The organism is Sphingobium sp. LB126, from assembly GCF_002795205.1.
Taxonomy (GTDB): Bacteria; Pseudomonadota; Alphaproteobacteria; order Sphingomonadales; family Sphingomonadaceae; genus Sphingobium; species Sphingobium chungbukense.
The window spans coordinates 359,111-371,806 of the sequence record NZ_NETV01000003.1; the positions used below are offsets into that span (position 1 = coordinate 359,111).

10 protein-coding genes and 1 pseudogene are annotated in these 12,696 nt (G+C 61.5%); 4 read left to right on the forward strand and 7 right to left on the reverse strand.

Features of this window, described 5'->3' with window-relative positions:
• Positions 1–2,244: pseudogene (locus tag CAF53_RS23325) on the forward strand (Tn3 family transposase); the annotation flags it as partial.
• Positions 2,245–2,507: 263 nt separating this feature from the next.
• Here CAF53_RS23325 and metB read toward each other — a convergent pair.
• Together metB and CAF53_RS23345 are read right to left on the reverse strand one after the other, a co-directional pair.
• The gene (metB, locus tag CAF53_RS23335; protein WP_015449312.1) at positions 2,508–3,680 is read right to left on the reverse strand and encodes a cystathionine gamma-synthase; all 1,173 of its coding nucleotides are present in this window, start codon (positions 3,678–3,680) and stop codon (positions 2,508–2,510) included.
• 424 nt (positions 3,681–4,104) lie between these two features.
• Positions 4,105–4,500 (reverse strand): MarR family transcriptional regulator, encoded by a 396-nt coding sequence (locus CAF53_RS23345; RefSeq protein WP_015449310.1) that lies wholly within the window; start codon positions 4,498–4,500, stop codon positions 4,105–4,107.
• A 94-nt stretch (positions 4,501–4,594) separates the two neighbouring features.
• On the opposite strand from CAF53_RS23345, the gene CAF53_RS23350 reads away from it, so the two are divergent.
• The 3 genes from CAF53_RS23350 (at position 4,595) to CAF53_RS23360 (ending at position 7,420) form a co-directional block, all read left to right on the forward strand.
• Positions 4,595–6,379: a chloride channel protein gene (locus CAF53_RS23350; RefSeq protein ID WP_100239760.1), complete on the forward strand. Its 1,785-nt coding sequence runs from the start codon at positions 4,595–4,597 to the stop codon at positions 6,377–6,379.
• A 130-nt stretch (positions 6,380–6,509) separates the two neighbouring features.
• Positions 6,510–6,890, forward strand: coding sequence for a response regulator (locus CAF53_RS23355; RefSeq protein WP_100239761.1), 381 nt, complete (start codon positions 6,510–6,512; stop codon positions 6,888–6,890).
• Positions 6,891–7,036: 146 nt separating this feature from the next.
• On the forward strand, positions 7,037–7,420 hold the full coding sequence (locus CAF53_RS23360) for a hypothetical protein (protein ID WP_021318859.1): 384 nt from the start codon (positions 7,037–7,039) through the stop codon (positions 7,418–7,420).
• 132 nt (positions 7,421–7,552) lie between these two features.
• Here the strand turns inward: CAF53_RS23360 and CAF53_RS23365 are convergent, their stop codons facing one another.
• From CAF53_RS23365 to CAF53_RS23385, 5 genes are all read right to left on the reverse strand, one after another.
• Entirely contained in the window at positions 7,553–8,962 is a 1,410-nt protein-coding gene (locus CAF53_RS23365; RefSeq protein WP_100239762.1) for an efflux transporter outer membrane subunit, read from the reverse strand.
• Positions 8,956–9,855 carry an efflux RND transporter periplasmic adaptor subunit gene (locus tag CAF53_RS23370; protein ID WP_100239763.1) on the reverse strand — a complete coding sequence of 300 codons (900 nt, stop codon included), beginning with the start codon at positions 9,853–9,855 and terminating at the stop codon, positions 8,956–8,958. The genes CAF53_RS23365 and CAF53_RS23370 overlap by 7 nt, the downstream gene beginning before the upstream one ends.
• Position 9,856: 1 nt before the next feature.
• Positions 9,857–10,081: a DUF1656 domain-containing protein gene (locus CAF53_RS23375; RefSeq protein WP_008828027.1), complete on the reverse strand. Its 225-nt coding sequence runs from the start codon at positions 10,079–10,081 to the stop codon at positions 9,857–9,859.
• A complete protein-coding gene (locus CAF53_RS23380; protein WP_197707547.1) occupies positions 10,078–12,153 on the reverse strand; it encodes an FUSC family protein in 2,076 nt (691 codons plus the stop codon). The genes CAF53_RS23375 and CAF53_RS23380 overlap by 4 nt, the downstream gene beginning before the upstream one ends.
• A 145-nt stretch (positions 12,154–12,298) precedes the next feature.
• Positions 12,299–12,568: a hypothetical protein gene (locus CAF53_RS23385; protein ID WP_100239764.1), complete on the reverse strand. Its 270-nt coding sequence runs from the start codon at positions 12,566–12,568 to the stop codon at positions 12,299–12,301.
• Positions 12,569–12,696: the final 128 nt, after the last annotated feature.

Below are 12,696 nucleotides of genomic sequence, written 5' to 3' on the forward strand. Positions count from 1 at the left end.
TCTCTAGCAACCACGGGCTTCCGCTTTGGCCAATTCGTGCGCGAGGGCAGCGTCGCTCCGCCGTTTCTGTTGGCCGACTATTCCCACAATCGCCGCAGAGCGACGCTGGCAGCCGCGGTCGTCAATCTCGAGGTCAAGCTTGCAGATGCCGCAATCCTGATGTTCGAGCGCCTCATTGGCGGGCTGTTCACCCGAGCCAAGCGTGGCCAGGAACGCCGCTATCAGGACACAGCACCTTCGGTCGGCAAGCTCATGCGACTGTTTGGTGCAACGATCGCGGCGCTGGATATGGCAGAGGAAACTGGCGGCGATCCGCTGGTCCTGGTCGATGAGATGGTGGGCTGGCATCGCCTGATGGCAGCCCGTCCGCACGTCGATGCCTTGGCGGATCTCGCTCAGGAGGACACTCTGGTTCTTGCAACCGAGCGATACGCTACACTGCGCCGGTTCTCCCGCAACTTCCTCGACACATTCACGTTCAAGGCCTCGGGCAGCGGGACCAACCTGCTCTCCGCTCTCGATCTCCTCAAGCAGGCCAACGGCAGTTGGGGTACGCAGTTGCCAGCAAACCCGCCGATGCCCTTTTCCAATCGGCATTGGTCCAAATTGATAATGGAGGGAGGAAAGGTCAGCCGTCCGCGCTACGAGACGGCCGTGCTGGCGACACTTCGAGATAAACTGCGAGCGGGCGATGTCTGGGTCGAAGGAACGCGGGCTTACCAGCGTTTCGACGCCTATCTGCTCCCCCGCAAGGCCGCACAATCGGCAATCTCCGAACTGCCGATCAACGTGAATTCCGGAGAATATCTGGCTCATAAGAGCGCCGAACTTGATCGGCGATTGCGTCACTTCGCGCATCAGCTGCGGACCGGCCGCTTGCCTGGCGTGACGCTCGTTCGCGAAAAGCTGAAAGTCGTTCCGCTGCAAGCGGCGACTCCACCAGAAGCGGAAGCTCTTGACCGCAAACTCGATGCCCTACTCCCGCGCGTCCGAATTACCGAACTCCTGCTCGAAGTCGCTGAACGTACCGGATTTCTCTCTGCATTTCGGGATGTCCGCTCGGGCAAGGAGCACGATAAGCCCGCTGCCGTGCTCGCCGCCATTCTGGCGGATGGTACGAATCTCGGCGTCGAACGCATGGCCAACGCCAGCCAGGGCGTCACATATGCGCAGCTCGCCTGGACCCAGAACTGGTATATCTCGCCCGAGAACTACGAGGCTGCTCTGGCCCAGATTGTGCGCGAACATCACCGCCTCCCGTTCGCGCGAAACTGGGGCGAAGGTGTCAGTGCATCATCCGACGGCCAGTTCTTCCGCACCGGCCGGATCCGATCGGGCGCAGCCGAGATCAACGCAAAATACGGTCACGAGCCAGGTATCAAAATTTACTCGCACCTTTCCGACCATTTTGCCTCGTTCAGTTCGCGCATCATGTCTGCCACCGCAAACGAAGCCCCATACGTGCTCGACGGCCTGATGCTAGGGGCCCGCGAATTGCCACTGAAGGAGCTGTATACCGATACCGGCGGTGCGTCGGATCATGTCTTTGGCCTGTGCCACCTGCTCGGGTTCCGTTTCGTCCCTCGAATGCGTGATCTTGCAGACCGGCGGCTCGGAACCATCGTATCCGGTGCAAACTACAAAGGCATCGAATGTCTGTTCGGCCAGGCGATCAAGGTCGGCACCATTGAGGCAGAGTGGGATGATCTCGTCCGAATGGCCGCCTCAATTCGTGAAGGAACTGTTGCTCCATCTATCATCCTGCGCAAGCTTTCCGCCTATCGCCGGCAGAACAAGCTTGACCTTGCCCTTCGCGAACTTGGCCGCATCGAGCGGACGTTGTTCACGCTCGACTGGCTGGAACAGCCGGATTTGCGCCGCGCCTGCCAAGCCGGATTGAACAAGGGAGAGGCCCGGCACGCTCTGGCAGACGCCGTCTACACCAACCGCCAGGGCCGGTTCACCGATCGAACTCTTGAGAACCAGCAATACCGCGCATCTGGGCTCAACTTGCTCATCGCCGCCATTGCATACTGGAATGCCCTCTATCTCGGCCGGGCCGCCGATCGCCTGCGGTACTCGGGAATTGAGATCGACGAAACACTGCTAGCGCACGTCTCACCTCTGGGTTGGTCGCATATCGGCCTCACAGGTGACTACCTTTGGGAAGATGCATCTTTCAGCGGCAACCGCGGGTACCGAGCACTCCACGACCCGAACGGCAGACTTCGGCTCGTCGCCTAGGATGTTCTCAGTATTTCCAGCTTAGCGTTGTCTGGCGAACAAATCTTGAGGTGAGGCCAATATAGGTAAGCGGATCCTCATCCTCATTTCCCGCTCGCAACCGGCTTGCGGGCGGTTTCGGGCGTCCGATAGCTCGCCTGAAGCTGGCCTGCCGGAACGCCATGTTGAAACCAAGCAACACAAGAAGCAGTCCGAAAAAATCCACGAGCCATACATAACCGGGCACATTTCTCTCCTGAAGTTTCCAGGATTGCCGCGCGCGTTCATCCCGCGCATGCCGCCAATCCCTGATCGAGGCCGGCGATCAGATCTTGTTCGGCTTCGAGGCCAATCGAAAGCCGCAGCAGGCTGTCGCTGATGCCCGCTCTTGAGCGCGCCTCCTCGCCCATATCGGCATGGGTCATGGTCGCCGGATGCGCGACCAGGCTCTCGATCCCACCCAGCGATTCCGCGAGCGTGAAATAGCCGACCGCAGCGACAAACCGCCGAACCGCTTCCACCCCTCCTGCGAGTTCAAAGCTCAACATCGCCCCGAAACCGCGCTGCTGGCGTGAGGCGATCCGGTGGCCGGGATGGGCGACGAGACCTGGATAGTGGACTTGGGACACCGCCGTATGTCGGTCGAGATATTGCGCGACGATCATCGCGTTGCGCTGCTGCTGCTCCATCCGGGCAAATAGCGTGCGAAGGCCCCGTAAGGTTAGCCAGGCATCAAACGGCGCGCCTGTGCTCCCCACGACATTTGCCCAATTACGCAAATCATCGACCTGCACCGGATCAGCCGCGACAACTGCGCCGCCGATCACGTCGGAATGGCCGTTGAGATATTTGGTCGTGGAATGGATGACATAGTCCGCGCCCAGCGCGATCGGTTGCTGGATAGCCGGTGAAAGAAACGTGTTATCGACGGCAACCGCAGCCCCCGCCGAGCGCGATTTTGCGGCAAGCTCTGCGATATCGACGACCCGCATCAAGGGATTGCTCGGCGTCTCGATAAGCACCAGTGCCGGAATATCCTCCAGCGCGGCGGCAAAGGCGCTCTCGTCCCCCTGATCAACGAACCGGACGACGCAATGCCCTCGGTTCGCGCGCGCCTTCAACAGGCGCATCGTACCGCCGTAGCAATCATGCGGTGCGAGGATAAGATCGCCCGGCCCGATTCTCCCGACGAGAAGATCGAGCGCGGCCATGCCGCTCGCCGTGATGACCGCGCCTGCGCCACCTTCAAGCTTCGCCAGTGCCTGCCCGAGAAGATCGCGGGTGGGATTACCCGCCCGACCATAGTCATAGGAGCGCGGTTGATCGTAGCCGGCAAACTCATAGGTGCTCGAAAGATAAAGCGGCGGAGCGACAGCTCCAAAGGCCACATCGCTGGCAACGCCGTGCGCGGCGGCGACTGTCTGAAGGCGAGATGCCTGATCTTTGGGTTCAGTCATTGAAGCAACGCCCCTCTGTTACTTGAAGTACGATGCCAGATCGGCTGAGTGGCCAGTTTGCGGCCCAAATATTTTGTAAGTGACCGGCCTGACCGAACTTCGGAAAGACGCCGGCTGCGGCAGGGGGGGCCGCGAGCCGGCGTCTAACCTGGTGAAGTAGCCGCTAAACCGAGACGCCTGCGCCGCCGTCCAGCGATGCGGCCACATCCTGCACCGATCGCCATACTCCGTCTGCGTCATGCACTTATCCTCGGTTTCTGGCTCCCTTCCCGCGCTCCGGCCTGCTTTCGCAGGATCCTCTCCGGGCGCTGTTGTCGTGAAGCAACTTCACTCTGCAGATCGCGTTGTGCCGGTTAGAATACCATAAGACAAATGAATGTTATTTCTGTTTCAATGCATCATAATTGCATTAAATGCTGCTTGCTCATCCCAATTGTTCGAAGATGCCGGTGAAGACCGGCCGCAAGCGCTGAATTTCCTCGCGATGGACAGCCGACAGGGCGTCGAGCAAGGCATAAGCCTTGGGGGTAAGGCGTAGCAGCGCCCGCCTGCGATCGGTAGCAGCCGCCTCGCGCGTAATAAGCGCCAAGGCTTCGAGGCGATTGATCAGGCCCGTGGCGCTATGCGGCTTTAATATCAGACGTTCGGCGACATGGCCGACGGTGGCTTCATCCGGCGGACAGCCCCGGATCGCGAGGAGAGCCTGGTGCTGTTGCGGCGTCAGCCCGACTTCGATGGCCTTTTCCTCGCTGAACGCCTGGAAGCGGCGAATGGCGTGGCGAAATGAGGCCAGCGCCACATAGTCAGCATCCCCCAGCAATTTATCCTTTTGCCTCAATTGATCCTCACTGATTGAAATACATCGCAATGCGATATAATGGGCTCGAGCTACTTTTGCAGGATAATATCGATTCATGTCGCTGACACCCCCACGTTCCGTTGAAGGCCACCAACTCGCCGACCATAGTGTCGATCGCCGCATGGTCATGCTGGCGGTCATGGCCGTCGTGGTCGGGACGGGCGGTGCCTTCGGCGCATGGGTGCTGGTCAAACTCATTGCGATTGCCACCAATCTCTTCTGGTTCGGTCGACTCTCCGCCGATCACTCCGTGATAACCGACGCATCGGTGGGCTGGCTGGTGGTCGTGATTCCGATCATCGGCAGCCTTATCGTGGGTCTGATGGCGCGTTTCGGATCGGACAAGATTCGCGGCCATGGCATTCCCGAGGCGATCGAAACGATCCTCTTCGGCGAGAGCCGACTGTCGCTCAAGGTGGCGCTGCTCAAACCCCTGTCCTCAGCGATCTCGATCGGCAGTGGCGGACCCTTCGGCGCGGAAGGACCGATCATCATGACGGGCGGGGCCATTGGTTCGCTGTTCGCCCAATGCTTCCATCTCAGCGCGGCCGAGCGCAAGACGCTCCTCGTGGCCGGTGCGGCAGCCGGCATGACCGCCATCTTCGGTACGCCGCTCGCGGCGATCTTGCTGGCCGTCGAAGTGCTCCTGTTCGAGTGGAAACCGCGCAGCTTCGTCCCCGTCCTCGTTGCAGCACTTGTTTCCTTCGCCTGGCGTCCGCTTCTGCTCGGATCGGGACCGATGTTTCCAATGGCGGCGATGGCTCCGCAGGAAAGCTGGGCCCTGCTCGCTTCCGGCGGGATCGGCCTCGTCGTCGGTCTTGAAGCCGCTCTACTATCGACATCCCTCTACCGTATCGAGGATCTCTTCCATCGCCTGCCATTCCACTGGATGTGGTGGCCGGCGATCGGTGCGGTGGTCGTTGGTCTGGGTGGTCTCATGGATGCACATGTGCTTGGCGCCGGTTATGCGAGCATCGAGGCTCTCCTCAATGGCTCGTTATCGCTCCGGGTCGTTGCTGCGCTCCTCGTCGTGAAGGCCATCGTCTGGTTGGTCGCGCTGGGGTCGGGCACGTCTGGCGGCGTTCTTGCCCCGCTCCTCATCCTGGGCGGCGCAGCCGGCTTCCTGCTCGGGCAGTTCCTGCCCGGCGATCCGGGGTTCTGGGCCATGATCGGCATGGCGGGAATCATGAGCGGCGCGATGCGTGCGCCGATGACCGGCGCGATCTTCGCGGTCGAACTCACCGGGCACTTCAGCGCCATCCCATGCACGATCGCGGCTGCGGGCGGCGCCTATGCCATCAGCGTGCTGCTGATGCGGCGATCGATCCTCACCGAGAAAATCGCGCGGCGCGGACGGCATATCCTGCAGGAATATACGGTCGATCCGCTCGACCTCATCCAGGCCGGTCAGATCATGACGCGCGATCCGGCGACCCTACCGGGCACGATGACCGTGGAGGCGGCGGTATCCTTCTTCGCAACCAAAGCCGTGCATCGCAGCTATCCGGTGACCGACCCGCAAGGAAGATTGCTGGGTCTCGTCTCTCGCACCGATGCCCTGCGCTGGCAGGGCGAGCGCGACGACGATCAAACGCCGCTCATCGACGCCATCTCGGACGCAGCACAGCCCGTTGCCTATCCCGATACGCCCACCGGCGTCGTCGCCGATCTCATCGTCGAATCCGGCATCGGTCGCATTCCGATCATCGAGCCCGGAACCAGGCGCGTGCTCGGCATCCTTTCGCGCCAGGATCTGCTCAAGACCCGCAGCGCAAACCGCCATGCCGAACTTGGTCGCTCACGCCATCTCGGAACAAAACTCCAACCACGCACGCAGTAGAACGGCCTAGGATCGGTCGGTTACGACGTGCAAGGACGGGACCGGGGAACCAACCCGCACCTATTTTCGTTCGTATTGCGATACAAACTCCTGCCGCGGCATCGGAAAAGGAGGAACGGGGGGACGTCGCATGTCGGACGCCAAGGTGCTGCTGCTGGTTGAGGACGAGCGGCTTATCCTGTGGACGCTGCAGGAGATGCTAGAATTCGGCGGATACGTGGTCATCGCCGCGACCTGTGGAGTGGATGCCATCACCATTCTCGATAGCCGTCATCCTGAAATCGCCGGAGTGGTCACCGATGTGAGGCTTGGGGTGGGTCCCAACGGATGGGAGGTATCGTGGCGCGCCCGAGAACTGCAACCGGATATTCCTGTGGTGTATGCATCAGGAGATAGCGCCGCAGAATGGCCGCTTTATGGTGTTCCCAAAAGTATCATGGTTCCCAAGCCATACGGAACGTCGCAAATGCTGACGGCGATCTCGTCCATTCTTATATCGTCGACGCCCTGAGCGTCTCGTCGCCAGTCTTTACAAACGACCTGCGTTTTCGAGATCGAGAGAGCTGAGAAGCGCGGCGGCATCACAACAGATTTCTTGATGGAAAACTTCAATATCTTGCGGTTTTGCGTTGGCTCGATCCCGCTAGAAGGCACAATATGTGTAAACCTCTTCTCGCGCTCGTCGCGCTGCTTTTGATCCCGTCTGAACTCGAGGCGAAGGACGAGGCAAAGCCGTCATTGCAATTCACCGTTCTCGAAGACGACTATCAGTGGAACAATGACATCGAGAAGGCACGCACCACTCTTGCCCGGGAGATTCCGCCAGGCACGTCCTTCTGGAGCGCGCTCGACGTCCTTGAAGAGGCTGGCGCGCATTGCACGGGCGATCGGCAAGATCCCGAGATCGCGCGTTGTGTCTATTCCGACTGGATGATGGTGCATGACTACTACCGAGCCAATTTTTACTGGACGGCGGTCGTCCACCTCGACGATGGCAAGGTGGGGAGCCTCACGCTCGATCGCACCGTCGAGGAGAAATGAGCGGGAACCGGGTTCGGCATCACCGAATTTGTACTGCGGTCGTCGGTCAGCGAATCCTGGAAGGCTGCGCGCACGCGCCAGCAGCAAACGTGGCAGCCCAGGTTCTGACGGCAGAGGAAATCACATCGCGTTTCAGTTGGTCCATCCTCCGCCAAGTGTGAGGAACAGCGTAATCTGATCGTCATTGATCGCCGCGCGCGCCTCGGCCGCCGCCTGATCCGCCGCGATCCGATCACGTTCAGCCTCGAGCGCGGGCAACGCGGCGATCTTGCCTCCACGCCGCAACCGGCCTATCCGCATCGCTGCTCGCATGGCATCTTCGGATGCACGATCCAGGCTTTCCTGCTGCTCAAGCCCAGCTTGATAATTGGTCAGCGCCGTCTCAACCTCTCGCAACGCCTTGATCACCGCGCCGTCAAACGCGGCGAGGTCGCCGCGACTTTGGGCCTCAGTTGCCACAATGCGGGCGCGAACGGCATGTCGGTTGAGCGTCCAACTGATCAGCGGCCCGAGACCAAAACGGTTGGTAAGCGGTGACAGGAAATCGGCGGCAGCCCCCGTGGAGCCGATCGATGCCCCCAGGCGGATGTCTGGATAGAGATCCGCCGTGGCGACGCCGATCCGCGCCGTCGCCGCGGCGAGCCGGCGCTCGGCCATGCGGATGTCGGGCCGACGCTTGAGCAGCGCGGCACCGTCGCCAACGGGGATCATGCGTGTCAGCGCAAGCGGGGCATGGCACGCCAACAGGCCGGGGTCCGCGTCGCTCGGCATGCGACCGGCCAGCGCTGTGGCACGGAAAAGGGCGTTGCGTTGGCGCGCCACCAATTGTGGGAGCCGGGCCTGGCTCGCTTCGAGCAACGCTTGTCGCCGGTCCAGTTCATAGGGTGCCGCGCGTCCATGCGACACCATGATCCGGATTAATCGAACACTTTGCTCTAGGACAGCAATCGCACGACCCAACACATCGCGCTGATAGCCCGCGTTACAGATGTCGGCATAGGCGCGCGCCGTCTCGGCCGCGACGGTCACACGCACCAGATCGCGCGCCGCCACGGCAGCGTCGGCATCGGCACTTGCTGCCTCGATCCCGCGCTTTATTCCGCCGAACAGATCGAGATCATAGCTGACCCCGATGCCCATATTGTAGATTTGCCGCGTCGGCGGCTTCACATGGCTCAACTCGGCTTCCGCCGAGCGCTGGGCCCAGCTTGTTTCGGCGTTCGCGCTGCCCTGAATTTCCCGGCCCGCATTGCGCTGGTCGAGCAAGGCCAGACTGCGTTCGAGATTGGCCTCGGCCACTCGCAGATCCGTATTGGCGGCGAATGCCTGTTCGATCAGCCGGTCGAGGGTCGGGTTCTCGTAGAGCCGCCACCAATGATCGGGCAGCGGTTCCTGCGTCGTGGCCGCGCCTATCGACTGAAACGCGCCTTGCGCCGCAGGTGCCTTCACCATCGCGGCGTCAGGCACATGATAATCGGGTCCGACCACCGTGCAGCCGCCCAGGGCGGCTGCAGCCGCCAGCACCAGCGCGCGCCTTACCATGGCAGGCTCCGGTGCACGCTGCGCCCATCATCGCGCGGATGAACGACAACCGTGGCCGTCTGGCCCGGAATCATCCGTACATTAGGCGGTATTCTATCAATCGTGACACGCACGGGAATGCGCTGCGCGAGGCGAACCCAGGTGAAGGACGGGTTTACATTAGCCAGTTGCCCGTCGGTTCCGGCCCGCTCGCGATCCTCGACACCGCCCGCAATGCTCTGAACATGCCCCTCGATCTCGTCAGCAACGCCCATCAGGTAGATGCTTGCACGGTCGCCGACGCGGATCGCCGGCAATTTTGTTTCCTCAAAATAACCTTCCACCCGGAGCGAGTGGTCATAGACGAGCGCTAACGCGGCTTTGCCGGCCGTCAGATAGACCCCGGGCTGGAGCGACATGTTGGACACGGTCCCGTCCACCGGTGCACGCACGATGGTTCGTTCCAGATTGAAGCGGGCCAGGTCGCGCGCTGCCACCGCCTGACCAATCGTCGCCCGCAGTCCTTCGACCCGCGCCGTGCCTTGTTCGATCACTTCAGCGGCGATCACTTCGGGCATGGCCCGGTTGCGCCGATCCTCACGGACAGCTTGCGCGAGCGCGGTGCGCTGGCTTGCCACGTTGGCCTCGGCCTGTTCCAGCGCAAGCCGGTAGCGCGGACGGTCGATGATGAAGAGTATCTCGCCCTTTCGGACCTTCTGATTGTCGGCGACCTTCACCTCGGTGACGAGCCCACTGACATCGGCGGCCACCGGCACCATGTCCGCGCGCACCTTGCCATCACGCGTGACCGGCTCGACCTGATAGCGCAGCCACAGTGCATATATCCCCCCCAGAACTACGAGTATGACAAGGAGCGTGGCGAGCGATCGCAGGAGATTTTGTCGGTGCAACATGTCAAGACGCGACCCATCGGTAGAGGAAACTATCGGCGAGCGCGCTCAGGCCCCACCACAGCAGAATGAAGAGAGCGAGCTCGAGCAGGCTTGGGTGCCAGAGCAGTCGATAGCCCGGCAGGCGCTGCAGGAGCCCGCGCACAATATAGACGAGCACCGCGGCCAGCACGCCCCAGGCGAGCGCCGCCGGCATATAAATGCCGAGCACATTGATCTCCTCGATCATGCGCTTTCCCCAGCTCTTGATGAAACGATATGGGGCGCAGCGGCAGTCGGGAAGAGATTGCAGCGCATCCCTACCAGCGCCCGCAAGGCAGGCCGGCGATGCTCATCGAGCGGCAGGCTGAGAAGCGCTTCCAAGGCCCGGTCGATCGGATCGAGCAAGCCGGGCGGCGGAGCATCCGCATTGCCATGGCGCCAGCGATCCCCATAAAACACCGCCAGCACGGCAAGTACCGCGCCCAGGCGGTGCCGCACGTTATGCGGGACATGAGACAGCGCCCGGCGGATCGGAATAATGTTGCGGCCGATCCTGAGGTCCGCCAGACCGTCAGCGGCACGGAGTCTATCGCCGGCGGGCGCCACCGCCATGCGTGCAGCCACCTGCCCGAGCCGATCGACCGCTCTTGCCGTCCAGCGGTCCGGACGGAACGGCCGACGAATGTCCGCAAGTAGGGCCAGTTCACCCCAGTTCGCGCGCAGGATACGCCGGGCGGTCCACAGGACATTGGCCGATCGGAACATGCGGGTGACGGCAAGCGTCGCTACAATTCCACCCAGCTGGGCCAACCCCGTGTTGATGAACAGTGCAAAATCCGCCTGAAAACGCGCGAGAAAGCCCATGGCGACAATGAAGCAGGAGAACATCGGCAATGCCTGCGGCGAACGTGCGGGATCGGCCTGGATATAGCCCGTCCACAGCAAGGCTGGCGCCAGCGTGACGATCAGCATTTCATAGCCATCGACCCGGGGCAGGATCACGAAAAGATAGAGGGCCGCCAACGGAAAGGTCTTGAGCGTCGCCACGAGATAGCGACCGATCACCGGCGCGGGATCGTCCTGTGCGGCAAAAGAACAGGTAATGAGCGCGGCAAAGGCCGCGGTCGCCGATCCATTAGGCCAGGCGAGCAGGATCCAGACGGCGCAATAGAGCCCGATTGCCGTGGCGGTCGCCAGGCCCGCGAGCGCAGCGACGCCATGATCGCGGGCAAGCGAAAAGGATTTTGCGGCAAGAATTTTAGCGCTGGGCCGACCCGGTGACCCGATCCTGTCCGCCAGCCTTCGACTCGCGGCCAATGCGGTCAGGAACTCGGCGATGCGGATGCAGGCGCTCGCGGTCAGCAGGTCGTTCCAGTCGCCGCGCGCCTCAGCGGCAGCCGCCAGCGCCTCGCACCGCCGCACCAGCGATCCCACCCGGTGCAGCTCGCTTTGCTCATCATCCAGCCAGTCGGTGACGTCGGCCAGCAAAGCTTCGAGCTCCGGGGGGAGATCGCCAGCTTCGCGAAGGCGGTCGAGCCGGTTCGCCGCAGCCGAGGCAAGTGGCAGGACGGTGGCGAGCTGCTGTTGCAAGGCCGTAACCCGTCGCCGGGTCGCGGGAGCCCAGCGCTGATCGAACGGCAAATGGACCGCGATCATGCCGAGTTCGGTGACATCCGCCGCCAGTGCGCGGCGATGCGCGTCCTCGAGACGGGTATGTTGACTGCCAAGCGCCTCTGCGGTCCAGCGGCGGGCGTGACCCAAAAAAGATTGGACACGGGCGCGAATAGCCGGCGTCGCGCTCCAGGGTTGGAGCAGCGCATGAACCGCCGTCACGCACAGGATAGCAACCGTCATCTCCTGCACCCTCGCGGCCGTGGTTTCGAAAATATTCCCCGGATCATCGAGATACGGAAAGCTGATCACCGCTGAGCTGAACGCCGCCATCTGGAACAGGAAAGCACGCGGGGTGCGATCAAGAACCGCAAGATAGATGCAGAAACCTGTCCAGGCCGCGAGGCACAAGACCAGAAGTTCGGGCGAGTTCTGCAAGTTGGGAACGAGCAGGATCGTGACAGCGGCACCGGTTAGTATGCCGCCCAGACGGTAGAGAACCTTGGGCCGAAAGGCACCGGCCATGGGTTGAGCGGTAACGTATACCGTCAACAGAGCCCACCAGGGGCGCGGCAAACTGGCTGAGAAGGCTATGGCCAACGTAGCGGCTGCCGCCAGCAAGCTGCTGAGCGAGAAGAGCAGCTTCTGGGGGTCAACCACCAAGGGAGAGGCTGGCAGGCGTTTCCCGCCTGCAAACGCAACAAGCATCACTGACAACCATGACAAACGGGATTGTCACGATCGACAGCGACCGTGGTCATTACCTCCCATGGATATGAGAAAGCTCTTTAACCGAGCCAGCGCCCTAAACCGTAAATCAAAATATTAATGGATAAGCGCAAATATTTTGCGTTTAATTCTTTCTTGTGGACGCGCGCGAATTGGTGCCTTGGTCTGTCTTGTTCGAACCATCAGACATGTCCTGCCCTTTGCCCGACACAAAGAATGCGGCGATCGGTACGGCGAGGAAAATCAGCAGCATAGTCTGCTCCTCACTGAGGAGGCGATATTCGCTGAGGCAATAGAGAGCAAAGGCGAGCCCAGCGAACAGAAGCGTCCACAGAGCCCGCGACCATGTAAAAACGGCCTGTGTAGCAGGGTCGCCCGACATAAACCTCTTCATGCGGCATCCTCTCCTGTCGATGCTCGCTCGCAACCAGCTATCTTCATGGTTTGATAGAAGCAGGGTGAAAGAATGCGCACTGCGTCGCAAACGAATGTTTTTGCAGGTTAAGCGCAAAAACTCTGAGG

Excerpts from the sequence above, each read along its gene's own strand:
- CAF53_RS23375 (WP_008828027.1), bottom strand. The coding sequence starts at position 10,081 with ATGATCGAGGAGATCAATGTGCTCGGCATTTATATGCCGGCGGCGCTC.
- CAF53_RS23350 (WP_100239760.1), top strand. The coding sequence starts at position 4,595 with ATGTCGCTGACACCCCCACGTTCCGTTGAAGGCCACCAACTCGCCGAC.
- CAF53_RS23385 (WP_100239764.1), bottom strand. The coding sequence starts at position 12,568 with ATGAAGAGGTTTATGTCGGGCGACCCTGCTACACAGGCCGTTTTTACA.
- CAF53_RS23365 (WP_100239762.1), bottom strand. The coding sequence starts at position 8,962 with ATGGTAAGGCGCGCGCTGGTGCTGGCGGCTGCAGCCGCCCTGGGCGGC.
- CAF53_RS23370 (WP_100239763.1), bottom strand. The coding sequence starts at position 9,855 with ATGTTGCACCGACAAAATCTCCTGCGATCGCTCGCCACGCTCCTTGTC.
- CAF53_RS23360 (WP_021318859.1), top strand. The coding sequence starts at position 7,037 with ATGTGTAAACCTCTTCTCGCGCTCGTCGCGCTGCTTTTGATCCCGTCT.
- CAF53_RS23380 (WP_197707547.1), bottom strand. The coding sequence starts at position 12,153 with ATGCTTGTTGCGTTTGCAGGCGGGAAACGCCTGCCAGCCTCTCCCTTG.
- metB (WP_015449312.1), bottom strand. The coding sequence starts at position 3,680 with ATGACTGAACCCAAAGATCAGGCATCTCGCCTTCAGACAGTCGCCGCC.
- CAF53_RS23355 (WP_100239761.1), top strand. The coding sequence starts at position 6,510 with ATGTCGGACGCCAAGGTGCTGCTGCTGGTTGAGGACGAGCGGCTTATC.